Source organism: Synechococcus elongatus PCC 6301, assembly GCF_000010065.1.
Taxonomy (GTDB): Bacteria; Cyanobacteriota; Cyanobacteriia; order Synechococcales; family Synechococcaceae; genus Synechococcus; species Synechococcus elongatus.
In genome coordinates, this window is record NC_006576.1 from 1,408,423 (window position 1) to 1,433,419 (window position 24,997).

At 56.7% G+C, this 24,997-nt stretch carries 21 protein-coding genes; 15 read left to right on the top strand and 6 right to left on the bottom strand.

The features are described 5' to 3' along the window. The first annotated feature begins 38 nt into the window (after nt 1-38). The gene (locus tag SYC_RS06895; protein WP_173282566.1) at nt 39-638 is read left to right on the top strand and encodes a nucleoside triphosphate pyrophosphatase; all 600 of its coding nucleotides are present in this window, start codon (nt 39-41) and stop codon (nt 636-638) included. Here the strand turns inward: SYC_RS06895 and SYC_RS06900 are convergent. From SYC_RS06900 to SYC_RS06915, 4 genes are all read right to left on the bottom strand, one after another. Further along, on the bottom strand, nt 635-3,406 hold the full coding sequence (locus SYC_RS06900; RefSeq protein WP_011243616.1) for a tetratricopeptide repeat protein: 2,772 nt from the start codon (nt 3,404-3,406) through the stop codon (nt 635-637). The two genes, SYC_RS06895 and SYC_RS06900, sit on opposite strands and share 4 nt — an antisense overlap. A gap of 72 nt (nt 3,407-3,478) precedes the next feature. Beyond that, on the bottom strand, nt 3,479-3,649 hold the full coding sequence (locus SYC_RS13995) for a hypothetical protein (RefSeq protein WP_011377493.1): 171 nt from the start codon (nt 3,647-3,649) through the stop codon (nt 3,479-3,481). A gap of 62 nt (nt 3,650-3,711) precedes the next feature. Then, nucleotides 3,712-5,100 (bottom strand): nicotinate phosphoribosyltransferase, encoded by a 1,389-nt coding sequence (locus SYC_RS06910; protein ID WP_011243617.1) that lies wholly within the window; start codon nt 5,098-5,100, stop codon nt 3,712-3,714. 147 nt (nt 5,101-5,247) lie between these two features. Further along, a complete protein-coding gene (locus SYC_RS06915; RefSeq protein ID WP_011243618.1) occupies nt 5,248-6,264 on the bottom strand; it encodes a bifunctional nicotinamide-nucleotide adenylyltransferase/Nudix hydroxylase in 1,017 nt (338 codons plus the stop codon). A gap of 151 nt (nt 6,265-6,415) precedes the next feature. Between SYC_RS06915 and SYC_RS06920 the strand changes: the two genes are divergently transcribed. The 9 genes from SYC_RS06920 (at nt 6,416) to SYC_RS06960 (ending at nt 16,367) form a co-directional block, all read left to right on the top strand. Continuing rightward, on the top strand, nt 6,416-6,880 hold the full coding sequence (locus SYC_RS06920; RefSeq protein WP_011243619.1) for a DUF3122 domain-containing protein: 465 nt from the start codon (nt 6,416-6,418) through the stop codon (nt 6,878-6,880). After that, nucleotides 6,873-7,979 carry a bifunctional diaminohydroxyphosphoribosylaminopyrimidine deaminase/5-amino-6-(5-phosphoribosylamino)uracil reductase RibD gene (gene ribD, locus SYC_RS06925; protein WP_011243620.1) on the top strand — a complete coding sequence of 369 codons (1,107 nt, stop codon included), beginning with the start codon at nt 6,873-6,875 and terminating at the stop codon, nt 7,977-7,979. The genes SYC_RS06920 and ribD overlap by 8 nt, the downstream gene beginning before the upstream one ends. A 392-nt stretch (nt 7,980-8,371) precedes the next feature. After that, on the top strand, nt 8,372-9,823 hold the full coding sequence (locus SYC_RS06930; protein ID WP_041676993.1) for a cbb3-type cytochrome c oxidase subunit I: 1,452 nt from the start codon (nt 8,372-8,374) through the stop codon (nt 9,821-9,823). Continuing rightward, nucleotides 9,820-10,572, top strand: a complete 753-nt coding sequence (locus SYC_RS06935; protein WP_011243622.1) for a cbb3-type cytochrome c oxidase subunit II — start codon at nt 9,820-9,822, stop codon at nt 10,570-10,572. The genes SYC_RS06930 and SYC_RS06935 overlap by 4 nt, the downstream gene beginning before the upstream one ends. A gap of 6 nt (nt 10,573-10,578) precedes the next feature. Further along, complete coding sequence (locus SYC_RS06940; RefSeq protein WP_126147177.1) at nt 10,579-11,109, top strand: DUF2231 domain-containing protein; 531 nt, start codon at nt 10,579-10,581, stop codon at nt 11,107-11,109. Continuing rightward, nucleotides 11,109-12,035 (top strand): DUF2231 domain-containing protein, encoded by a 927-nt coding sequence (locus tag SYC_RS06945; RefSeq protein WP_011243624.1) that lies wholly within the window; start codon nt 11,109-11,111, stop codon nt 12,033-12,035. The genes SYC_RS06940 and SYC_RS06945 overlap by 1 nt, the downstream gene beginning before the upstream one ends. Beyond that, nucleotides 12,032-13,468, top strand: coding sequence for an NAD(P)/FAD-dependent oxidoreductase (locus SYC_RS06950; RefSeq protein WP_011243625.1), 1,437 nt, complete (start codon nt 12,032-12,034; stop codon nt 13,466-13,468). Before SYC_RS06945 ends, SYC_RS06950 begins: the two co-directional genes overlap by 4 nt. Nucleotides 13,469-13,527: 59 nt before the next feature. Continuing rightward, nucleotides 13,528-14,889: a folate/biopterin family MFS transporter gene (gene fbt / locus SYC_RS06955; protein ID WP_011377487.1), complete on the top strand. Its 1,362-nt coding sequence runs from the start codon at nt 13,528-13,530 to the stop codon at nt 14,887-14,889. Beyond that, complete coding sequence (locus SYC_RS06960; RefSeq protein ID WP_011243627.1) at nt 14,886-16,367, top strand: carotenoid oxygenase family protein; 1,482 nt, start codon at nt 14,886-14,888, stop codon at nt 16,365-16,367. Before fbt ends, SYC_RS06960 begins: the two co-directional genes overlap by 4 nt. Before the next feature lie 35 nt (nt 16,368-16,402). Here the strand turns inward: SYC_RS06960 and SYC_RS06965 are convergent, their stop codons facing one another. Beyond that, nucleotides 16,403-16,831 (bottom strand): pentapeptide repeat-containing protein, encoded by a 429-nt coding sequence (locus SYC_RS06965; RefSeq protein WP_011243628.1) that lies wholly within the window; start codon nt 16,829-16,831, stop codon nt 16,403-16,405. A 113-nt stretch (nt 16,832-16,944) separates the two neighbouring features. On the opposite strand from SYC_RS06965, the gene polA reads away from it, so the two are divergent. The 3 genes from polA (at nt 16,945) to SYC_RS06975 (ending at nt 20,751) form a co-directional block, all read left to right on the top strand. Then, on the top strand, nt 16,945-19,806 hold the full coding sequence (gene polA / locus SYC_RS06970; RefSeq protein ID WP_041676995.1) for a DNA polymerase I: 2,862 nt from the start codon (nt 16,945-16,947) through the stop codon (nt 19,804-19,806). Between the two features lie 204 nt (nt 19,807-20,010). Beyond that, complete coding sequence (locus SYC_RS13575) at nt 20,011-20,214, top strand: hypothetical protein (RefSeq protein ID WP_039755490.1); 204 nt, start codon at nt 20,011-20,013, stop codon at nt 20,212-20,214. A 60-nt stretch (nt 20,215-20,274) separates the two neighbouring features. Then, nucleotides 20,275-20,751, top strand: a complete 477-nt coding sequence (locus SYC_RS06975; RefSeq protein ID WP_011243631.1) for a Tic20 family protein — start codon at nt 20,275-20,277, stop codon at nt 20,749-20,751. An 89-nt stretch (nt 20,752-20,840) separates the two neighbouring features. Here the strand turns inward: SYC_RS06975 and SYC_RS06980 are convergent, their stop codons facing one another. Continuing rightward, nucleotides 20,841-21,989 (bottom strand): pyridoxal-phosphate-dependent aminotransferase family protein, encoded by a 1,149-nt coding sequence (locus SYC_RS06980; RefSeq protein ID WP_011243632.1) that lies wholly within the window; start codon nt 21,987-21,989, stop codon nt 20,841-20,843. A gap of 74 nt (nt 21,990-22,063) precedes the next feature. Here SYC_RS06980 and cbiD point away from each other — a divergent pair, with 74 nt between their 5' ends. After that, nucleotides 22,064-23,188, top strand: a complete 1,125-nt coding sequence (gene cbiD / locus SYC_RS06985) for a cobalt-precorrin-5B (C(1))-methyltransferase CbiD (protein ID WP_011243633.1) — start codon at nt 22,064-22,066, stop codon at nt 23,186-23,188. Between the two features lie 155 nt (nt 23,189-23,343). Then, nucleotides 23,344-24,930, top strand: coding sequence for a glutamine-hydrolyzing GMP synthase (guaA, locus tag SYC_RS06990; RefSeq protein ID WP_173282570.1), 1,587 nt, complete (start codon nt 23,344-23,346; stop codon nt 24,928-24,930). Nucleotides 24,931-24,997: the final 67 nt, after the last annotated feature.

Below are 24,997 nucleotides of genomic sequence, written 5' to 3' on the forward strand. Positions count from 1 at the left end.
GGATTGGGGCAATGACCTGCTTGGCCCGTGCTCCTGTGATGACGACTCCACGCCTGATTTTGGCTTCGGCTTCGCCTGCTCGTCGTCGACTGTTGGCGACGGTGGGGCTGACGGTGGAGGTACAGCCCAGTCACTTTGATGAAAGCTTGGTACAACTGAACGATCCGCCTGCTTTGGTGCAGGAGCTAGCCTTTCGCAAGGCCGCCAGTGTGGCGCGATCGCAAACAGAACCGGCGCTGGTCTTAGGCTGCGATTCGGTCTTGGCGATCAACGGTGAAATTTGCGGTAAACCAGCGAGCCCAGCTGAGGCGATCGCTCGCTGGCAACAGATGCGCGGTCAGTGGGGCGAACTCCATACCGGACATGCGCTGATTGATTCAGCCAGTCAACGTCGCTGGTTGGCCTGTGGGACAACGCGAGTCCGTTTTGCCGAAGTAGAAGATGCCGAGATCAAAGCCTATGTAGCGACGGGCGAACCACTGGCTTGTGCGGGTGCTTTTGCCTTGGAAGGGAAAGGCGGGCTGTTCATTGCTGAAATTCAGGGCTGCCACACCAATGTGATTGGCCTGAGCTTGCCATTACTGCGGGAGTTGTTGCTCGCGGCAGACTATCCTTTGCTGCAGGCATGGCAGACCTAAGTCACGAGACAGTCGCGATCGCGGCTGAGCTGCTGTAAATCCTGTTGAATTTGGGCGATCGCGCCACTCCAATTACCGCGTTGGGTCTGGCGATAGAGGCGCATGCTCGGATACCAAGGCGTCGTATGACCCGTGAGGCCCCAGCGCCAATTGGCGGGTTCGGGTAGGAGTGTCCAGACGGGCAGCGCCATCATCCCCGCTAGATTCGCCACTGCGGTATCAACAGAAATCAGCACATCCATTTCCGCCAGCCAGTCGGCCGTGTCTTGAAAATCCTGTAGTTGCTCACTCAGGTCAAATAGGCGATCGCTCTGCTCTAACCAAGGTTGCAGTTCAGCCACGTCAGCGCCCACTTGGAAGCTGTAATAATCAACCGCTGGGACAGCTAGCAGCGCCGGTAGCAGTTCGTTGAGCGGACAGCTTTTTTCGCGGTAAAGGCGAGCGGTTTCTGGGGATGATCGCTTGCCGGAAGCCCAAACAAAGCCGACTTGGAGCGTCTCGGCACAGCGCAGGGGCGGCATACTGCTTTGGAAATAGGCTCCGCGCCAAGGCACCGTTGCGGGTGTGGTTTGCGCGATCGCGGGCAACGACATCAGCGCCACTTGGCGATCGCAGGCTGGGACAGGTTCATCCAAGCAGCAAATTTGAAGGCGATCGTCCGCCAGTTGCTGCATCAGCCGCTCCAGCAGCGGATCGGTGACGAAAATGAGCTGGGCTTGGGGATGCTGCAGGCGTAGTTCTGGGAGCCATCGACAGAAGAGCAGATGATCACCCAGTCCTTGTTCACCCCAAATCAAGAGTGTTTGCTGACCAAGCGGTTCACCCTGCCAAGCCGGAGCCAGTTGGCGGTACTGAAATGGATCAAGATCGGACTGGAAGTCGAAGCGCACTTCTAAATCAGGCCAGCCCTGCAGCCAGTTGCCCCAGTGCAGTTGTAAGAAACCGCGATTGCAGCGCAGCAGTGGGCTCTCAGGAGCGATCGCAGCGGCAGCGTCGTAGTCGGCGCAGGATTCGGGGAATTGACCCAGACGATAGTGAAGCACACCTCGGCTAATCAAGTGATCGGCAGTCGCTCCTTGCAACGCGATCGCCTGATTCAGACTGTTCAGCGCAGCGGTCAACTGATTGTCGTAGTACTCCAAACTCGATCGCTCGTGCCAGAACTCCGCTTGCGTGGGGGCTAACTCACAGGCGATCGCGAGGGCTTGGGCCGCACCGGCGTAGTCGCCCTGCTGCTTGAGACTGCGACCTAAAGCGCGATGAAAGGACGGCTCCTCGGGGGCGATCGCCACAGCCTGTCGAATCAACCATTCAGCTCTTGGCCAGTTCTGAGCGGTGAAAGCGCGATCGGCGGCTTGAATCCAATCCGCTATGGATAACTCGCCTCGATAGTCCCAGTGCTGGGGAGCCGGTTGAAACTCAGCCAGCGCCGTTTGGAGTTCCGCAATCGCCCCTGACCAATCACCGGGGCTGGGTTGTCGGAACAGTCGCAGGCTGGGATACCACGGCGTAGTGGCACCAGAAAGTTCCCAGCGCCAATCGGGAACTGCGGGCAGCAGCACCCAAGTCGGTAGCCCAATCATGCCGCCGAGATGAGCGATCGCCGTATCAACCGTGATCAGTAAGTCCAGATGGGCTAAGCGATCGACGGTGTCCTGAAAATCGCCAATCTCACTGCCGAGATCGAGCAGCGGATCCGAAAGCGTCTGTAAATCCTGCCGTGCCTCATCAACTTGGAGCGAGACAACGTCCCAGCCGGACACCGATAGCACCGACCAGAGCAATGCCAGCGGACAGCTTTTATTAGCGGCAAATTCCGCCGATTGCGCCGGATTGCGACCCGCGCTCCAAACAAGTCCCAGTCGGGGGCGATCGCTTGCTGGTAGGAAATCACCCTTATGTGGGAAGAAGTAAGGGCCATGCCAAGGCAAGCGGTTGCGATCGCTTTGAAAAATCAACATCAGCGACAGCAAAGGCACTTGCCAATCGCAGACAGGTAACTCAGCCCCTTCGGCCAGTACCATGAGTCGATCGTCCGCCAGCGTTTGAAAGAGCCGGACTAAAGACGGGCTAGTCTGCCAAACGATGCGGGCTTGGGGATAGCGCTGGCGCAGCAGAGGTATCCATCGCGCCCCCATCAGGCGATCGCCAAAGCCCTGTTCTCCCCAGACCAAGAGCGTTTGTTGATCTAAGTCTTGCCCCTGCCAACGCGGTAGTTTCAGCGAGGCTTCAATTTCGGGAAAGTGTTGAAGTTGTTGGCAGCGAGCTTCGTAGGCGGGTAGACCAAAGTCCCAGTCCCCGATCGCGAGGGCGGCATGGGCGCTGTTATAGCGAATTTCAGGGTTGTCGGGATCTGCCTCCAAAAGTTGTTGATAGTCCTGCAGAGCCGTCGCTGGATCGCCGAGTTTTTGCAGGGTAATGGCGCGATTGAAACGAGCTGCCACATGGGTTGGATCGATCGCCAGCGCTTGAGTAAGCCGCTCTAGGGCTTCAGTGAGGTGGCCCTGCCGTTGCAGGAGATTACCGAGATTGTTGAAGTGAGTTGGATCCGTGGGATCGAGCGCGATCGCTCGGCGCAGCAGCGTAATTCCAGTCTCTCTCTGGTCGCAGCAGTAATAACACAAACCTTGCAAGCCAAGCGCAGCCGCCCAATCGGGAACGTCACCGAGCAGCCGATCCAGTTGAGCGATCGCCGCCTCAAACTCTCCCGCTTGATAAGCCGCGATCGCCTGTTGGTAGTCGTGCTGTGCTGCTGCCGTGATCTGCACGATCTGAGATTCCGATGCTTCGGGGCTATCATCCCCGATCTCTAGCGGCTCTGCTCATGACCTACTTGAGGTTCAGCGATCGCGCAATTGTGGGTCTGATTCAGAGGGATGAGGGCGAAAATCCAAACAGCGATCGCCGACAGGAGCTGTTCGTCGCGCCAAGCAAGGCTGCATTGGATGGTCGCTGGCAAACAGACAGCGATCGCAATCTTCAATCCGACGAAAGGCACGGGGTTTAATCATGGCCCTACTGTAGCGAGTCTGTTACTCCAGATCAGGCGATCGCGTTTGATTCACGTCAGTGTCTAGCGTGTCTCAGAACGAGCGCGATCGCGGATTTCCTGCAAGCTTTGTCGCCGCACGATCGCACCATTTTCAAACACCGTTTGCAGGCAGGATTGCGGGTCAGGCTCTGACGTCAGTAACGAGACTGTTCGGTATTGCCCCTCGCGATCGCGAATTAAATCCAAGCGTCCTGCTTTGCTAGCCTTGCGCAGATCCGTGGCTGGTCGCTTGCAAATGGGAATCACTTGTCCCGATCGCTCGATCCAGCTGCACTTGTAGGCAAAGCGTTGGGTATCGCGATTGACCTGCTGCAACAGCCCGCCACCCATGCCAAAAGCGACATTACTGGCACTAAAGCCAGCGGCCATAACCGCTTGCAGAACTTTGGGCAGACTGTCCACTGTGATCCCATCGCCCTGAATCACCCGCACCGATCGCAAAACTTGATAACCCTTCTGATTGCGATCGCAGCCGAACTTAGCGGCCAAACGACGCAGTAATTCCGGCACAATCTGCTCAGGATTGCCTGAGTCAGGCCGAATGACAACGGTTGCTCCCGATTGCAAAATGCGATCGCGGAGATCCTCACCCCAAAGCTGATCGACGGCATGCCAGAGATCATAGGAGTCCGATACAACAGCCACCACAGATCCCGGATTTGCAAAGCGATCGAGCATATTGCGGTAAGCATCTAACTCACCCGATGGGCCCCAAGCCGTAATCGTTGAATGCTCCGCCGCCGGAATCGAAAAGCCAGCGATCGCGCAATCGTAATAGCGCTGTCCTGCCAGTAACGCAGCGATCGTATCAGTGCCTTGAAAGTTGACCAAATGAGCCAGCCCGCCGATTGCAGCACTTTCTTGGCTCGATACCCCGCGTGATCCAAAGTCATGCAGTTTGAAGTCAATTTCAGCTGCTGGATTTTCGGCTGATTGCTCCAGCGCTTGCTGAATGATTTGCCGAAGCTGCCAACTGCGTGTAGCCACAGTTATCGGATACCAAACCCGCAGCAGTAGTGTCTCAACCCAAGTGGCCAGCCAAGCCAATTCAGGATCGGTCGATTCCACTGTCAGCAAGATATTGCCGGTGGGGACAAGGCTACCTTCCGGGACAGCCCGAATTCGTAAAGGTAAATACCCGCCATAGCGATCGCAAACTCGTTGCCAGCCCGCTTGATTGAAAGGCAGCCCATGCGCTTGAAACAGCGCGGCGGCTTCTTGAATGTCAGCGCTAGTGATTGGCTGGAAGAAATAACGCAGTAGTAGATATTGCAAGCCAAAAAAGAGCGTGTGCGAGCAATCTCCACCCCGGCTTTCTAAATAAGCTCCGATCGCAGTCGTATCGGCAGGATATTGCAGCCAGTGGCTGACTTTGTATGAGTCGGTATCGAACAGAAGATTGAGGTCCATAATCAGTTGCGCTCCGCAACGATGAGGTCAAGGACAACTCACCCGGTCTCTCCAGACTGAGCTGTCAGGACAAAATGACTACCAAAACAAGAGGCTAAAGCTCTTGAAGTCCAGCTATACAGCGACCTAACACTGATCTCAGCAGCACTAAGTTCGACTCACAAAATGCTGAATGATTTGGAAGTGATCCTCGAAAAATTGATCTTCGTGAGCATAGAGATCAGCGAGTGACATCCACCAAGCTTTTTCGGCATCATCGCCACCACGCACAGATGGTAAAGGTCCCGGTTTGAGGTGAATGCAAAAGGCATGGGTAATGATCCGTCCCCGTTGCGATCGCTGCGGTGCATCAAAGACGCGAATTTCAACAATCGATCCTTGCAAAACAGGCTTCGGAACTTTTAATCCTGTCTCTTCGCGTAGTTCCCGCAGCATTCCTTCCAGAACGGTTTCATCTAGCTGGATGTAGCCTCCTGGCAATGCAATCAGGCCCTTGCCTGGACGTGCCTTGCGACGAACGACCAGCACATGCCCCGACTGAATCACGATCGCATCAGTCGTCACAAAAGTGGGCGCGTAGGGTGCGACAGCCCAAGCTTGCCGATAGCCTTTGATGTAATCAGCCTCATCGCGTAGCCATTGATAGCGACCTGTTTGCTGATACGCCGTCAGATAGTCTGCAACACCTGCAGGTAAAGCAGCGGCATAGTTTGACTCTTCAGAACCGCTGAAATAAGCATCACGAATCGCAGTGGAGTGAACTGCTTCTAGTCGCGGCACTTCCAAAAAATCCCACTGGGGAAAGAGATCAAGGTAATAGCTACTGCGATCTTTACGGTGACCGACTAAAACAATGCGGGCTTCTTCGCCAGCTTCTTCGAGAACTTTTTGCTGAATTTCAGTCAGCCAAAGATTGTCACTGTAGAGATGGTCACGAATGGGGATAAAGCTGACTCGTTTTTGCCAATTGGCAGGCAATGCTGCCCTAATCATCTCTTCGCGTTCCTCGGAACTCCAAGGATTACGAGTATCGGGGGATGCTAAATGACTACCCGTCAGGATCAGTAGGTGCTGCGCGACCTCAAGCGATCGCTGAACCACTGATAAATGACCATTATGAAAAGGCTGAAAACGGCCGATGTAGACCGCAACGTCGTATTTCATTAATTGACCTCAGAACCCCTGAAGTGAAAGCCTGCTTCGATTAGCGTGGCTTGCTTTGAAGGTAACACTGAATTTCGAAAGCTGACAAGGCGATCGCGGCGTCAGCCTATGCACACAATGAAATAGTGAACGGCACAGCTGGATTAAAGCGATGCATTGGCTGATATGGGGATGGTGCTTGCTTCTCCTGTTGGGGAGTCCGAGCTTGCCCGCGATCGCGGCGATCCATCACTATCCCGAAGCGGGCGATCGCGAAATGATTCGCTCCTTGCAAAGTCTGCGCGATGCAAGGGATCAATCTTGGCAGGTGATTTTCTATGAACGTCGCCAAGGCAGCGATCGCCTAGCATCACGGCTGCGCTTAGTGGGGTTTCCAGCGGTGCGGCTCTCGCGACAGACGCCCTTGATCGTGGAGCAAACCGGACAGCAACTGGCATTGCCCAATGTGACCGATCTGGATGCTCAGCTCAGCGCCAATGTGGCGGAGTTCGATAGCGAAGCGCTATTGCCGCTTCTCGATCGCGTGACTCCACTGCGGCTGCAGCTCGACCAGGAAGTGGCACTGACGGTGCCGCCGTTTATGGTCAAAGAATGGGCTGCGATCGGGCATGAGTGATCGCGATCGCCAGTACATGCAGCGCTGTTTGGAACTAGCAGCCCAAGCAGCTGGACAAACCGCCCCCAACCCGATGGTCGGCTGCATCATCGTCCAAGGCGAGGAAATCGTGGGTGAAGGCTTCCATCCGGCCGCCGGTCAGCCCCATGCCGAAGTGTTTGCCCTGCGACAAGCGGGCGATCGCGCTCGGGGAGCAACGCTCTACGTCAATCTTGAACCCTGTAATCACTATGGCCGGACGCCGCCTTGTAGCGAAGCAGTCGTCGCCGCTGGTCTAAAGCGGGTTGTAGTCGGCATGGTTGACCCTGATCCCCGAGTGACCGGTGGTGGCATTGCGCGACTTCAGCAAGCAGGCATCGAAGTCACGGTCGGCGTCGAGCAAGCCGCCTGTGAGCAAATGAATGAAGCGTTTGTTTGGCGGGTGACTCAGCGTCGTCCCTTTGGCATTCTCAAGTACGCCATGACCTTGGATGGCCGGATCGCCGCCAGTACAGGGCATAGCGCCTGGGTCAGCAGTCCTGAATCACGTCGCCAAGTTCACTCACTGCGATCGCAAGTGGATGCAGTGATTGTGGGCGGCAATACAGTGCGGCTGGACAACCCCCGTCTGACTTGTCATGACATCAGCGATCGCCATCCCCTGCGGGTCGTGATGAGTCGCCGTTTGGATTTGCCGTTAGAGGCTAACCTCTGGCAGACCGACATTGCGCCAACACTCGTTTTTACTGAAGAGACTGCCGATCGCGATCGCTGGCGGAAACTCGAAGACCAAGGCGTAGAAGTGGTTGTGCGATCGCCCCTCACGCCGAGTGAAGTCAGTGCTGAGTTATTCAATCGCGGTCTTTCGACCCTGCTCTGGGAATGTGGCGGTACTTTGGCGGCAGCGGCTTTGCGAGAAGGTCTGATCCAGAAGCTGCTGGCTTTCATTGCCCCCAAACTCATTGGTGGCCCGCCTGGCTATAGCCCTGTCGGTGATTTGGGTTTACTGCGAATGGATCAAGCCCTCAAAGTCGAGCGATCGCAGTGGCAAGCGATCGGGCCAGATCTCTGCTGGACCGCCTATCTTGATCTCGTCAGCGGGCAAGAAGGAGTGTCTTAGGCTCCATCGAAAGCATTCCCGTCCAGCCAGCGGAAGGTAGGCAGCTTGGGTTGATTTTTAACCCCTCACTCAACCAAGCGATCGCCTCAGATCTGTCCCAGCTTCTATTGCGATTTCACAGCATCAATGGGTTAGGCCACTAACAGGATCAAGGGAAACTACCCGTTCTCTCAACTGGGATCGACAGGCGTAGGCCAAAATGCCATGGCAGCAGCAATCGCCCTCACCAAATTGATAGTTACTCAGCCGCAGCGATCGCATTGAGATCAACAGCAACGGAACTATTCCTAATGACGAGTGAACGAACGGAGCAGACCTTAAGCTTTCCGCAGAGAAAATTGCCGAATCAGGATTGCCTGTGGATACTGGGGGCAGTTTTTTGAACTATCGGTATGACTATCGCGAGCCCAGCCGGGTTTCGTCGTTTGCCTCCTTGGCTAGCACGACTGGCGGGCAGTTCAACGCTGAGTGAATCTCAACCTGATCATGCAGCTTGGGTCTGGCTGGGGGGCGCACTTGTCTGGATGATTCTGGGCATGTGCCTTGGCATGATCGCAGCGATCAAGCTGGCCTACCCCGATTTCTTGGGGGGTGCAGCTCCCCTCGGCTTTGGTCGAGTGCGCCCCGAACATGTCAACACCATTCTGTTTGGCTGGATTGTTGGTGGCGAAATTGGCGCAGCGCTCTACATCGTGCCGCGCGTCTGCCAGCGATCGCTCATCTTGGGTGAACTGGGTGCCCTGAGTGGCTGGGCCTATCACATCGCCGTTTTGCTGGGGCTCGTCAGCGTTAGCCTAGGCTGGACCAAAGGCGCAAAGTACGAGGAATGGGTGCGTGGCATCAACCTAGCGGTGGTGATCACGGTGAATCTCACAGCGCTCTGTTTGGTGCTCACGGCTTTCGAGCGGCGGGTTAGCGGCCTGTTTGTCAGCGTCTGGTACTTCTTTCTATTCGCGATCGCCTTTGACTTCATCTATATTCCCGCCAACCTCAGTCGTAATGCCGGGGCCGAAGGCGCGGTCATCAACTGGTACTACGGCCACAATGCAGTCGGCTCCGTTATGACCGGAGCGGGCTTGGCGATCGCCTATTACGTTGTGCCACGGCTGCTGAATCGCCAACTGTTTGCCCACGGCATCGCTACCTTGAGCTTCTGGACCTTTGCCGGCTTCTACATCTGGAACGGCGGCCACCACTTACTTTATGGTCCGGTACCGCGCTTCATCACGATGATGGGCTATTTCGCAGCCTTTGGTATGACACTGCCCTTTGTCCTGTCGACGGTGTCGCTCTGGGGCACTATTTGGGGCCAGTGGCGCGCCATTTTGGACAGCATTGCCGTGCGCTTCGCGGTTCTTGCTGGCTCTGTCTACTTCTGGGCTTCAGCCTCGGGAGCCATGCTGGCTTGGCACGAACTCACCGTGATTCAGCATTTCTCTGACAACACGATCGCCCACGTTCACCTCGCCTTCCTCGGCTTCACGACACCAGCCCTGAATGCCCTGCTCTATCTGATGGTGGAACGGGGGATGCGCCGGCCACTGATCGCCGTCCTGCAGAAATTGCACTGGTGGATGTTTGTGATTGGCTGCGCGCTCTACATCCTGCCGATCTACGGGGCCGCCTTTTTTGAAGGGGTGGGCTGGTTCCAGCAAGTGCCCTTTAGTGAAACCGTTGCCCTGCGCTACCCCTACTACTACCTGCGGATGTACAGCGGTCTTTTCCTAATTGGCGGGCAGTTGGCGATGGTTTGGAACCTGATCTATGCCTGGCGATCGCCTGCATTAGAGGCAGTACCGGCAATCGACTCCCCAGTCTGGCTGGTTCCAGGAGAAGAAGCATGAGACGCCTCTACTTCCTGATCTTCGGCCTCCTCGTCCTCTGTGTGGGTGTGTTCACTATCAGCGAGCTCTCGATTCGAATTGCCGGCGACACGGTGCCCTCTCCGGGCTTGCAACCCTATAGCGAAGTTGCCCTGCGGGGCCGCCAAGTCTACATCGAAAATGGTTGCCTCTACTGCCACACCCAGCAGGTGCGGCCCTTGGGGATCGATTCTCCCTATCTGCACGGCACCCGTCCCTCGCTGCCCAATGACTACGTCTACGATCGCCCCCATTTGATGGGCACAGAACGGCAAGGGCCGGATCTGACCAACATTGGTCGCAAGTATCTGGGAGCCGAGGGCGCTGTCCAGTTGTCGATGCTGCTGCGCAATCCGCGTTTGCAATTTGCCAATGCGACGATGCCCAGCTTTGATTTCCTCAGCGATCGCGATCGCTCTGATCTGGTCGTCTACCTACAAACGCTCGGGGCCTGGAAGGAACCCTACGACGGCCCTATCGAGCGCTGGACCTACGACTATTTGCGGGATGTCCCCAACCTGACCCAGGAAACGATCGATCAGATTGATGGCCTGACGGAAGCGCGGCAGGTCACCACCGTCAACGTGCTGATGTTGGTTTGGTTTGGGCTAGCAGTGGTGTTGCCGTTCTTCTTGGCTTGGCGCAGTGGTCAATTCCGCGATCTGGAAGCGCCAGCCTTGCAGCTCAGCCAGCAAGCTGAAAACCCGACTGATCCTCGCGCTGGAGAGTGATTGATTTTGGACTTTCTCCTCAATCGGACCAATTTGCCCTACCCCGATCCACTCCATGCGATCGTGGTGCACTTTGTGATCGCGATGGTGATTATCTCGTTTCTGTTCGAGGTCATTGGGCTGATCAGCAAACGCCAAAGCCTGCTGAATGCAGGCTGGTGGAACCTGGTGGTGGCGGCGATCGCGATTTTCTTTGCCATTCTTTTTGGCCAATTTGAAATTGGTTTGGCCCAGCCTTCCCAAGCGGCTCAACCCACCATCAATCGCCATCTCGCTGTGGGCTGGTTGCTGCTGTTGCTGCTGCCCAACCTAGCCCTCTGGCAGGGCATTGAGCGATCGCGCGATCGCACCCGTATTTCCAAGGGTGTGCTGGCCTTCAAAGCGATCGTGGTCGTGCTGGTCTGCTACCAGTTTTTACTGGGCACCACGATGTATTGGGTCTACGGAATCCACGTTGAGCCGGTGGCGACCGCCAGCCGTGCTGAACTGCCTGACGCCGGTGCTGGGCGTCCTAATCTGACTGGAGAGGTGCGCTGATGATCCGGCCATTACTGGCGACGCAACCCGACTGGAGCAGCGGACTGGATCTGGGGCTAAATGGTCTACCCTACGCGCTGCCGGTGCATCCCAATCTGGTGCACTTCACGATTGGACTGTTTGCGATCGCCCTGATCTTTGACCTGATTGCCACCAGTCACGGGCTCTTGCAGCCGATTTACAACCTGCTGCAGATTAAACCCGATCGCGCTGCCTACTACGACCTAGGCTGGTGGAACTTGCTGGCTGCTGCTCTGATCACCTTCGTGGCCGTGGCCTTCGGCTTCTTCGAAATGCTGCTGGCTGAACCGCCTGCCGGTGCCGTCAGTCCCTGGGGTTTACCGGCGCTGGAGACCATGTATCTGCACGGCGTCGGCGGTGTTTTTTCCCTGTTCATGATCGTGCTGCTGACCATCTGGCGAGGGCTAGAACGCTATCGTTGGCGAGCGAGGCTCCGCGCTCAAGTCAGTTTGCGCTACGGTGCTGTGGCCCTGCTGGTTTTAGGCTTCATCAGCATTCAGGCCGAAATGGGGGCACAGCTGGGCGGCACCTTCGGCCTGCACAATACAGCAGCGCTGCATATCAGCCAAAAACAGTCAGTAGCGACGCTGCAAACCCTGACAATTCCGCCCCGAACGGTTGGCCAAGCGCTCTCCAATCCACCGGCTAACTACCCCTTGCCGCGCTGGGAATTCCAAGGCGATCGCCTTTACTACGGCATTCAATCAGTGCTGACCCTGCCAGCGGAGCTTGCCCAGCCTGAGCTGCTAACGCGGCTGAATGACCATGCGTGGTCGGCGGATGACTTCTCCCTCGTCGGAGATCAAATCTACCTGGGCGATCGCCCGCTCCTACCAGCGGGAACTACCGGCCAAGCTCAGCTCTATCGCCTCCAAGCCGCTCTCCTCTCGTCGAGTGACCCATGATTGCCTCTACGTCGATCGCTAAACCAACGGTCATTGTGGGGGGTGGCTTTGTCGGCCTGTTCTGCGCCCTGCACCTACGCCATCGCCATTACCCAGCGCCGATCATTTTGATTGATCCCAAGGATCGCTTCATCTTTCGGCCACTCCTATTCGACTTCCTCAGTGGTGAACTGAGCGACGAGCAAGTCTGGCCGCGCTACGAAGAATTGCTGCAGGGCAGTGAGGTGGAGTTTATCCAGGATGCGGTCAGCGCCATCGATTTGGTCGAGCGATCGCTGACGACAGCCCAAGGTTTGACGTTTGATTACGGGCACTTGGTACTGGGTTTGGGAGCAACCCAAGGCTACTTTGGCACACCGGGGGCGGCCGACTATGCCTTTGCCTTTCGCGATCGCGATCATGTCGTGAAGCTGGAGCAGCACCTGCGGCAGCGGCTGCAAAAAGCCAGCCAAATCCACGATCGCCAGCAGCGCCGAGACCTGTTGACCATCGCAGTGGTGGGGGCAGGCCCCTCCGGGATTGAGATGGTGGCCCTCTTGGCCGATTGGCTGCCGCTGCACTATGGCCGACTGGGCGGCGATCCCCAAGACCTACGCCTGATCTTGGTCAATCGCAGTCCAGAAATTCTCAAGGGCGACGCCAATGCCAGCCTGCACGACCTGGTCTTGGAAGAGCTGCAGCAGCGCCAAATGCCCGTTGAATTGCTGTTGGGGGTTGCAGTCGAAGCAGTAACGCCAGAGGGATTACAGTACCGCCGGTCGGGAACGGACGCCTTGGAACAGGTGCGGGGCACCGTGATTTGGACAGCAGGGGTCAGCAATAATCCACTTTTATCGCAGTTGGAGATTCCCGCCAGCGATCGCGATCGCCATGGCATGCCCTACGTTTTGCCGACCCTGCAACTCCTGGGCTATCCCGAGGTCTTTGCGGCGGGTGACTGCGCCGTGGTCAAGGAGCAGCCGCAACCCGGACTGGCGCAAGTGGCCTATCAACAGGGTGCTGCGATCGCCCATAACCTCTTGGCACTCAGCCATAATCAGCCCCTCAGTCCTGCCAAAGTCAGCCTGCGTGGCACCTTGATGGGACTGGGGATCGACAATGCGGTGGCCAATCTGCTGAATCGCTACCGTGTCACGGGCAAGCCCGGATCATTGCTCCGCAAGGCAACCTACTTGGAGCTGTTGCCGACTCCACTCCACAACTTCAAAGCAACCATGGACTGGCTCTCGGATGAGCTCTTTCAGGGCCACAGCGATCGACCCCAGACGCTAGAGCAACGGGAAGCTGGCATCAGCCGCGCGATCGCGATCACGATCGTTAGTTTGGTGGCAATCCTCGGCGGCTTCTTTGCCACTCGACTGCTGAACGAACCGCGATCGCCACAACCGCCGCAGTCCATTCCCACACAACCTGCGGCACCGCCCACGCCCTAACCCAGCTCAATAATCGCGATCGCTATACTGAGGATTGACATTTCTTTACAGTCGAGCCGATGCCCGATTCGACCCTCAGTACCGTCGCCAAGCCCACGTGGCAGCAGCGGTTGCTGTTTGGTCAAGAACCCAGTCCTGAACTGGCCGCCATCCTGCTGGTCTACTTCGTGCAGGGTATCCTCGGACTCTCTCGGCTGGCTGTCAGCTTTTTTCTCAAAGACGATCTCGGCCTTAGTCCCGCTCAGGTTTCTGCCCTGACGGGAATCGCAGCGCTGCCTTGGATGATCAAGCCGGCTTTTGGCTTGCTCTCCGATGGCTTTCCGTTGGGCGGCTATCGGCGGCGACCCTACCTGATTGCCGCAGGTCTGTTGGGAAGCACTGCCTGGCTCGGCTTGGGCACTGTTGTTCATTCCCCTGCAATGGCAACGCTGGCGATCGCGCTCAGCTCGTTGTCAGTCGCGCTCAGCGATGTGATTGTCGATTCCCTCGTTGTCGAACGAGCCCGCCAAGAATCACGATCGGAATCCGGCTCGCTCCAGTCCCTGACTTGGGCCGTATCGGCACTGGGTGGCTTGGTGACAGCCTATCTCAGCGGCTTTTTGCTGCAACTGTTCGAGACGCGCACCCTATTTCTGATCACGGCGACCTTTCCTCTGATTGTCTGTCTGGTCGCAGGCTGGATTGCCGAAGTGCCCCAAACGATTCAGCCGGGACTGGCACTGATTCGCGAACAGGTGGGTCAAATTGGCCAAGCCCTGCGTCAGCGCCAAATTTGGATGCCGACGCTGTTTCTCTTTCTCTGGCAAGTTACCCCTAGCGCTGACTCGGCGTTCTTCTTCTTCTCGACCAACGAGCTGCACTTTGAGCCAGAGTTTCTGGGGCGTGTGCGACTGGTCACTAACTTGGCCTCGTTGCTCGGCGTTTGGATTTTCCAGCGCTTCCTGCGGGGGGTACCGATTCGCCGCATCTTCGGCTGGATGATCGTGGTGACCACGCTACTGGGCTTGACCTCGCTGATTCTGGTCACTCACCTCAACCGCAGTTGGGGCATCAGCGATCAGTGGTTTAGCCTCGGCGACAGCTTGATCCTGACGGTGGCGGGTCAACTCTCCTTTATGCCAGTGCTGATTTTGGCAGCACGGCTGTGCCCGAGCGGCATTGAAGCAACACTGTTTGCCCTGCTGATGTCGGTGCTGAATCTGGCGCACTTTGGCTCCGTGGAGCTGGGAGCGCTGCTCACCCATTGGCTGGGCGTCACCGAAAGCCAATTCGATCGCCTCTGGTTGCTAGTCCTGCTGACCAACCTCAGTAGTTTGCTGCCCTTGCCCTTGCTGGGGCTCTTGCCCGCTGAGGAAGCCGAAACAGTGCCTTCAGACGCGATCGCCTCCGCTGCTCCTGAACCTTTGGTTGTAACCCAATGACTGCCACTGCTTCTTCTGCCTCGACTGAGACCTTCAGCCGCGCTGATTGGCTGCGGGGTTACGAATCCCAGACCGAAGAACGGGATTACTGGATCGACGACATCGAAGGCGAAATTCCAGCTGAGCTAGAGGGCACGGTCTTCCGCAACGGCCCCGGTCTGCTGGAAATTGGCGGCCAAAGCCTGCACCATCCCTTTGATGGCGACGGCATGATCAGCGCGATCGCGATTCGCCAAGGTCGCGCCTATTTCCGCAATCGCTACGTTCGTACCGAAGGGTTTCTGGCAGAGCAAAAGGCGGGCAAGATTCTCTATCGCGGCGTCTTTGGCACCCAAAAACCAGGGGGTTGGCTGGCCAATATTTTTGATCTCGGCCTCAAGAACATTGCCAACACCAACATCCTCTACTGGGGCGATCGCCTGCTGGCGCTCTGGGAAGCGGCGGAACCGCACCGCCTCGATCCACAGACGCTGGAAACTTTTGGCCTCGATCGCTTGGATGGTTTGTTGGCCGATGGTGATCCTTTCTCGGCGCATCCCCGCATCGATCCCGGCTCGGAGCGTACAGGCGGTCAACGGCGGCTGGTCAACTTTGCTGTCAAGACCGGCCCTTCCAGCCGCATTCGGCTCTACGAATTTGATGAGTCAGGCCGCTGCGTCGAGCAACAAGAGCGGGTGATTCCGGGCTTTGCTTTCCTCCACGATTTTGCGCTGACGCCCAACTACGCCATCTTTTTCCAAAACCCGATTCGCTTTAACCCGCTGCCAGCCTTGCTGGGACAGCGGACGGCGGGGCAATGCTTGGCGAGCGATCGCAACAAATCTACCCAGATTTTGGTGATCCCCCGCGATCCGAAAGCACCGCTGCAGACCTTTGAAACCGAGTCCTGCTTTGTCTTCCACCATGCCAATGCCTTTGAAACGGCGGATGGCGCGATCGTGGTTGATTCGGTTTGCTACGACGAGTTCCCAATGCTGGAGCCCGATCGCAACTTTAAGGAAGTCGATTTCGACAGCTACCCACGCGGCGAGTTGTTCCGCTTTACGCTGCACCCTGGCCAACCTCGCGCAGAACGGAAACTACTGGAAAGTCGCACCTGCGAATTTCCGACCCAGCATCCCCGCACTGTTGGTCAGGACGCCCGCTACTACTACATCGGTGCTGCCGCTGCTCCAACTGGTAATGCGCCGCTGCAAAGCCTGCTGAAGATCGATCTGGAAACAGGCGATCGCAAGCTCTGGACCGTTGCCCCGCGAGGCTTTATTGGCGAGCCGCTGTTTGTACCGCGTCCCGGTGGAATTGCGGAAGATGATGGCTGGGTTCTCAGCCTGATCTACGATGCAGCACGCCACAGTTCAGCACTGGTGATCCTGTCCGCCCAGACCTTAGAGCCCTTAGCTCGCCTGAATCTCAAGCAACACATTCCCTACGGTTTGCACGGTTGCTTCACGCCACAGTATTTCGGCCCCGAAGACTAGCTGCAGGTATCTAGGCCGCTGGAGGTGAGCGATCGTTACTGGCCGCCGATATTGATGGCAGTCCCGCCAAGTGTGGCACCAGCAAGGTTGATGCCCGACAGTTGTGCCCCGCTCACATCGGCGTGATACATCGTGACGCCGCTGAGGTTTGCATTCCGGAGATCGGCATCCGCGAAGACAGCATTGGTCAGGTAGGCCCGACTGAGGTTGGCTCCTGTTAAATCAGCACCGGTGAGATCAGCGCCTTCGAGATTCACGCCAGTCAAATTGGCACCGGCTAAATCGGCATTGCGCAGGTCAGCTCCAATCAAGTGAGCACCTGTCAAATCTGCATCCTGAAGATCACAGCCAGCACAGGCTCCGGTTTCCAGAAGCTGGCGAACCTGAACTGGATTCTCGGCTCGCAGGGGGGGTGCAATCAAGAGAAGGGCAAGGGCAGATCCCAAAAGGATTGAGGCTTTCATGGTGACTCTCCGAACTGGAGCGGCGGGTGAGGAACGACGCTGAGGCCTTAGTTTTAGTGTTCCCTTGGCGATTGCTTCCAATGCGGTTGAACGCAGGTGGGAGAATACGAATCATGTCTGTAGACTCTCCCCTCTTGCTTCTCGTGGATGGCCACTCCTTGGCCTTCCGCAGTTACTACGCTTTTGCCAAAGGTCGCGATGGTGGGTTACGCACCCGCACCGGTATTCCCACCAGTGTCTGTTTTGGCTTCCTCAAAGCGCTGCTGGAGGTGATGGAGCAACAGCAACCCAAAGCGTTGGCGATCGCCTTCGATTTGGGTGGGCCAACCTTCCGCCACGAAGCAGACGAGAACTACAAGGCCAACCGCGACGAAGCCCCCGAAGACTTCAAGATCGATACGGATAACCTCGTCGCGCTGCTGCAAACCCTCAATCTGCCAATTCTGGTGGAGCCAGGCTATGAGGCAGATGACCTACTCGGCACAGTCGCCCAACGCGGAGCCGAAGCGGGCTATCGAGTACGGATTCTCAGCGGCGATCGCGATCTCTTCCAGCTCGTTGACCCCGAGGGTGCGATTCGCGTGCTCTACCTCGGCAATACCTTTGGCCGCAGCGCTAATCGAGAAGCCGCCCGTGAGATTGATCCGGCCGCGGTGATCGATAAGCTGGGTGTACCGCCTGAGCAAGTAATTGATTTCAAAGCGCTTTGCGGTGATAGCTCTGATAACATCCCTGGCGTCAAAGGCATTGGTCCCAAAACAGCCGTGGATCTGCTGCAGGCTTGGGGTGATCTCGATCGCATTTACGACAATCTGGAAGCGATCAAACCCGCCGTTCGCAAGAAATTAGAGAGCGATCGCGAGGCAGCCTATCACTCCCGCAAACTGGCGCAAATCGTCACGGATATTCCCCTAGCGATCGACTGGGATCACTATGCTCTGACCGGCTTTGATGAACAGGAAGTCTTGCCTTGGCTGGAAAAACTGGAACTGCAAGCCTTCCGGCGACAGGTCGATCGCCTGCAACAGCTCTTCGGGGGCCAGCCACCAACTGTCGAAGCACTCAGTGATGAATCCCTCGACTTTTGGACCGCCGAAGAAACTGCTGCGCAGCAACCGCGCTGGCCACAACTGCAGCCTCAGATCATCACCACGGCCGCAGCGCTGACTGACCTCGTGACTTTGCTGGAACAGCGCGATAGTCCTGAAGCGATCGTGGCTTGGGACACGGAAACAACCGACCTCGATCCGCGCTTGGCGCAACTGGTGGGTATTGGCTGCGCTTGGGGAGAAGAGCCAGATCAGCTTGCCTACATTCCCCTCGGGCATGAGGAAGGCGAGCAATTGCCGCTCCAGACAGTCCTCACCGCGCTACGACCGATTTTGGAAAGCGATCGCCATCCCAAGGCGCTGCAAAATGCCAAGTTCGATCGCCTGATTCTGCGTCACCAAGGCATTGAGCTGGCGGGTGTGGTCTTTGACACAATGCTGGCTAGCTACCTACTCAACCCCAGTCTTGGCCACAGCTTAGATGCTTTAGCCGATCGCTGGTTAAAGCTGCAAACGCGCAGCTACAGCGACCTCGTCCCCAAGGGCAAAACCATCGCCCAAGTCGCGATCGCGGCAGTTGCACAATACTGCGGCAGCGATGTCCATGTGGTGCAGCGGCTGATTCCGTTGCTGAAAGCTGGGATCGCCGAATCTCCGGCGCTTCAATTCCTGCTGGAAACCGTCGAGCTGCCGCTCGAAGCCGTGCTTGCCGAGATGGAAGATCGCGGCATTCGCATTGATGAAGGATATCTAGCAGAACTGTCGGAGCATCTCAAGGGCGAGCTCGATCGCTTGGAAGGAGCAGCGCATACCCTAGCGGGCGATCGCTTTAATCTCGGGTCGCCCAAGCAGCTGAGCGAACTGCTGTTCGAGAAGCTAGGGCTGAATGTCAAAAAGTCCCGCAAGACCAAAACGGGCTACTCCACCGATGCAGCCGTGCTCGAAAAACTCCAGGGTGATCACCCGATCATCGACCTGATTCTGGAGCACTGCACCCTCGCCAAACTGAAGTCGACCTATGTGGATGCGCTGCCGAGTCTGGTTGCTGCCGATGGACGCATTCATACTGATTTCAACCAAGCGGTGACGGCGACGGGACGGCTGTCCTCTTCTAATCCCAACCTGCAGAACATTCCGATTCGCACCGAATTCAGCCGTCAAATTCGCAAGGCTTTTCTGCCCCGTGAAGGCTGGCTACTAGCCGCAGCAGATTACTCGCAAATTGAGCTGCGCATCCTCGCTCACCTCAGCCAAGAGCCAGTGCTGCTGGAAGCCTACCGGCAGGGCGATGATGTACACCGACTTACGGCCAGTCTGCTCTTCGATCGCGAGGAGATCACGTCCGAGGAACGACGCATTGGCAAAATCATCAACTTTGGTGTGATTTACGGCATGGGTGCCCAGCGCTTTGCCCGCGAAACTGGCAGCAGCACCAAGGAAGCCCAAGGCTTTATCGATCGCTTCTACGATCGCTATCCTCGGGTGTTTACCTACCTGCAAAGCCTGGAACGCCAAGCGATCGCCCGCGGTTATGTGGAAACAGTCTTGGGGCGGCGGCGTTACTTTGACTTTGAGGACACTGGCCTCCAGAAGCTACGCGGGAGCGATCCCGAGAGCATCGATCTCGACAAGATTCGTCCCAGCCGCTTCGAGGCGCAATTGCTGCGAGCCGCCGCCAATGCGCCCATTCAGGGGTCAAGTGCCGACATCATCAAAGTGGCGATGGTGCAGTTGCAGGCGCTGTTGCAGTCCTATCAAGCGCGGATGCTGTTGCAAGTCCATGACGAACTCGTCCTAGAACTGCCGCCGGAGGAATGGGACAGCCTCGCACCCCAAATCCAGCAGACGATGGAGCAGGCAGTTCAGCTGACCGTGCCGCTGGCTGTGGAACTGCATGCAGGCCACAACTGGATGGAGGCAAAGTAATCACTCGCTTCATCCACTTGCGATCGCTCTTGACTATCGCTGATGCCCATTCAACGACTTACATGCACACAGCCTGGCGATCGCCATCAAACCGGTCACTTTTAGGTATGTGAATAAGTACCGCAATTCGTTGCCCGTCGAACATTCTGCACCGGTTTCCGTGTCTAGACTGAGGGCAAACAAATGACCGAGCAGGAGGTCCGTATGCTTGTTGTCTTAACCGACCGGCATGTGTTGGCCACAGATTGTGTCTGCCAAAACTGTCCGCTAGCGGATGGCAGTGGACATCCCCGTTGGCAAGCGGGGCGTTTACGCTGTGGTCATGGCCTCGCCAAACAAAATGCCCAACAAGCTGACCAATTCCGCTGCACGATGGGCTTCCGGCTGGCGAGCATCCACTTTGATTAGGTCGTTAGTGCCAGAAACTGCCGCTAGACTGGGCAAGACGACTCAGCCCCCAGAACTCACATGACTTGGCGCGGTTCTGCCTCACCTGCCGATCGCTTTTTTGCCTGCCTGCCCTACCTGTTGCCGTTAGCAGAGGGCGTGAGCTTCGGCTTTGCGCTATTCAATCAATTCCCCGTGCTGCAGTATTTAATTTTGCCATTGGTGCCTGTGCTGCAGCTCTTTCAAATTCCCTTCGCTGGGCTGATTATTTTCTTCCTGCTCTTTTTCCTCGTTGTTCGCAATGAAAATATCAGTCATTTCATTCGCTTTAATGCGATGCAAGCGATTCTGATTGATATTCTGCTGATTCTGGCAAATATCATTTTCCAAATGGTGCTGCGTCCTACCTTGGGTGGAGGCTTTATCCTCGAGACGCTGAATAACACCATCTTCTTGGCAATGTTAGTGGGTTGCCTCTATTCGATCATCCAATCAATTTTGGGTCGCTACGCAGAAATCCCGACGATTTCAGATGCGGTTTATATGCAAGTTCGCTAGACCATCACAACTCATCAAGCAAAAGGGCCTCATGCACATCATGAAGCCCTTTTTGATAGCTGTGCGATCGCAGAAGGATTAACGATTGACTACTTCGCGAGTTCAGCTGCCGCTGCGGCAACCCCTGCACCCGAGGTGAAGTTGCTGTAGCCCAAGCCAGTCAGAGCCGCTTCGATCGCGGCGATCGCGGTCAACACATCGCGACCCGAGACAAAGCCCAAGTGGCCAATCCGGAAGATTTTGCCCTTCAGGTCGTCTTGACCGCCCGCCAGCAGAATATCGAAGTGCTTTTTGGTGAAGCTGCGGATGTCTTCAGCGGCAACTTCCACCGGCGCGACTGCTGTAATTGCCGGGCTACCCACTTCATCAGCGGCGTAGAGCGGCAGGTTGAGCGCCTTGATCGCAGCGCGGGTGGCGCGGGTCAGTTTCGCATGGCGCGCAAAGATATTTTCCAGACCTTCGCGCTGCATGATTTTCAGGGCAGCATCGAGGGCGTAGTAGAGGTTGACTGGCGGTGTGAAGGGATTGGAATCCTTCTGGGCCGCTTTGCGGTACTTGCCAAGGTCGAGGTAGAACTTGGGCAACGTCGCCGTTTCGTAGGCTTTCCAAGCGCGATCGCTGACCGCTACAAAACCCAGTCCGGGCGGAATCATGTAGCCTTTTTGCGAACCCGAGGCGACAACATCCAAGCCCCAAGCATCGATCGGCACATTGGCCGCACCCAAGCTGGTGACTGCATCAACAATGCTCAGCGCACCATGGGCGCGAATGTAACCGCTGATCGTTTCGAGGTCGTTGATCACCCCCGTCGAGGTTTCACTGTGGGTGAGGATGACCGCTTTGATTTGCTTATCGGTGTCCGCTTCCAACTTGGCGCGAATCGCTTCCGGATCGAGCGGTTTGCCCCAAGGCGCTTGCACGAGGTCAACATCCAGCCCAAAAGCTTGCGCCAGCTTGACCCAACGCTCGCCGAACTTACCGTTTTCGCAGCAGAGAACGCGATCGCCTGCACTGAGGAAGTTGATGATGCCCGCTTCCATGGCACCCGTACCGCTGCTGCAAAGCACCAAGACATTACCCGTCGTTTGGTGCAACCACTTCAGACCGGCGGTGGTGTCAGCGACCAAGCGGCTAAAGTCAGCGCTGCGGTGCCCAATCGGATGCTTGGCCATCGCTAGCAAGACCTGCTCCGGCACCGGCGTCGGGCCGGGGATCATCAGCATCAATTTGTCTTCCATGGGGCCAGCTTCGCTTGAATCGTGCAGAAACTACTAGCCTACGATCTGCGCTCTCTAATCGGAAAGATTCTGGGATGGCTCGTTCGGGGTATACCTTGCCAGTGTTTGCTTGTGCAGCTGCGATCGCGGCGTTGCAACGGCTGCGCCAACCAGCAGCCAGTATTCAAAGTGTCGATTGTCACTTGATTGATCCGGATCAAACAGTGGCGATCGCGATTGAACAGGTGGCGCCTTTGAGTCCCGATCGCGCCTTGGCGATTTGCCGCAGTGATCCAGGCGATAACCTCGACCTGACGCGGGGGACTCCGATTTGGGCTGAAGTGCAGCTCAGTCCGCGATCGCCCGACCAAGATTCGCTGGCGATCGAAGCGGGTGAAGGGATTGGTCACAGCGAAACCGGCCCTGCCATTTATGACTACGCCCAGCGCTTATTGCGAGCAAATCTATTGCCGCTGCTCCAGACTAATGAGCAGTTAACCGTTCGACTGATTCTGCCAGAGGGTCGGCGACTGGCGGAACGCACCGCGAATGCTGCCTTTGGCGTAGTTGAAGGACTGTCGCTACTGGGAACTCACGGCGTCGCCGAAGCCTTGAGTGCGCCCGAGCAGCTGCAAGTTTTCCGCGATCGCCTGCGTCAGCTTTCCGCTGATCCCGATCTGGTGATCTTTTGCATTGGTGAAAACGGACTGGATCTCTCGCAAAAAATCGGATTGCCCCGCGATCGCCAATTGAAAACGGCGAACTGGCTAGGGCCGTTGCTCGTCGAAGCGGGTTTGCTGGGCATCCCGCGGATTCTTCTGTTTGGCTATCACGGCAAACTCCTGAAACTGGCGGGCAGTATTTTCCATACCCATCACCATGTTGCGGATGCCCGCCGCGAAATTCTGGCGGCCTACGCGATCGCGGCTGGAGCTTCCCTAGAGCAAGTACGATCGCTGCTGGACTTCCCAACAGTTGATGCTGCCACTCAGTATCTGGATCAGACCGATCCAGCCTTAGCCAGTCGTTTGTGGCCGCAAATTGCCGAAGCGATCGTCGATCGCAGTCAGGCTTACATCCGTCGCTACAGTGAGCAAATTCCAGAAATTGGTGTGGTGCTGTTTGGACGCGATCGCCAGTTGCTCACGGCCTCATCTCAGGCCCAGACTTGGCTGACGAACCGAGCGATCGCCCAGCCGCTACGCTACCCCAGCGCATAAATCCCCGTGATAAATTGGGGGAATCTTCAGCCCGGAAACCGAATATCAGCGTCAGCGGACGATGGCTTGTTCACCCCGCGATCGCGGCCTTCAGTTCTGCGTTTCCCGGTTGTTTTTGCCCCTTGCCGAGCCCTGCCGTGACGCTCCAGACTGAAATGGAGGCTGCACTTGAAGTTGCAGCCTTGAACCGTGAAATGTTGATCATTCTGGACTTCGGGTCGCAGTACTCGGAGCTGATTGCTCGCCGCATTCGCGAAACGCAAGTTTATTCAGAAGTGCTGTCCTACCGCACCACGGCGGATCAAATTCGGCAGCTGTCTCCCAAGGGCATCATCCTTTCAGGCGGCCCTAATTCGGTCTACGACGACTACGCGCCAGTTTGCGATCCAGAAATCTGGAATCTGGGAATTCCGGTGCTGGGCGTCTGCTACGGCATGCAGCTGATGGTGCAACAGCTAGGGGGCCAAGTCGATCGCGCCGAGCGTGGCGAATATGGCAAGGCAGCGTTGGTCATCGACGATCCGACCGATTTGCTGACCAACGTCGAACCGGGCTCGACCATGTGGATGAGCCATGGCGACTCTGTCAAAACCATGCCCGAGGGCTTTGAGCTGCTCGCCCACACCGATAACACCCCCTGCGCTGCGATCGCGGATCACCAGCGCAAGTTCTACGGCGTGCAGTTCCACCCGGAAGTCGTGCATTCCGTGCATGGCATGGCGCTGATTCGCAACTTTGTCTATCACATTTGCGATTGCGAACCGACTTGGACAACGGAAACCTTTGTCGAAGAAGCGATTCGCGAAATTCGGGCACGAGTCGGTGATAAGCGCGTTCTCCTAGCGCTATCCGGCGGTGTAGATTCTTCGACGCTGGCCTTCCTGTTACATCGGGCAATCGGCGATCAGCTGACCTGTATGTTCATTGATCAGGGCTTCATGCGCAAAGGCGAACCGGAGCGCTTGATGGAGGTATTCAACGAGAAATTCAAGATTCATGTTGAATATATTCAAGCTCGCGATCGCTTCTTACAGCGACTGGAAGGCATCACCGATCCCGAAGAAAAACGCAAACGGATTGGCCACGAATTCATTCGCGTTTTTGAAGAAGAATCGCGTCGGCTCGGCCCCTTCGACTATCTGGCCCAAGGCACGCTCTATCCCGATGTGATTGAGTCGGCAGACACTAACGTCGATCCCAAAACGGGCGAGCGAGTGGCGGTCAAGATCAAGAGCCACCACAACGTCGGTGGTCTGCCCAAAGACCTCCAGTTCAAGCTAGTTGAACCGCTGCGGCGTCTGTTCAAAGATGAAGTGCGTCAGGTTGGGCGATCGCTGGGTCTACCAGAAGAAATCGTCAAGCGCCATCCGTTCCCAGGCCCGGGCCTCGCGATTCGGATTCTGGGTGAAGTCACAGCTGAAAAGCTCAACATCCTGCGCGATGCAGACTTGATTGTTCGCCAGGAAGTCAACCGTCAGGGCTATTACGACGAGTTCTGGCAAGCCTTCGCTGTGCTGCTGCCGGTCAAGAGTGTCGGTGTGATGGGCGACAAGCGCACCTACGCCTACCCTGTTGTGCTGCGTTTTGTCAGCAGTGAAGACGGCATGACCGCTGACTGGTCGCGGGCTCCCTACGACCTACTGGAGACGATTTCGAATCGGATTGTCAACGAAGTGAAAGGCGTCAACCGCGTCGTCTACGACATCACCTCGAAACCCCCTGGCACGATCGAGTGGGAATGATCACCGCTCTATAAGTTGTTGTTGAATGAACGCTCTCTAGTCAGTCCTAGGGAGCGTTGTTTTTAGG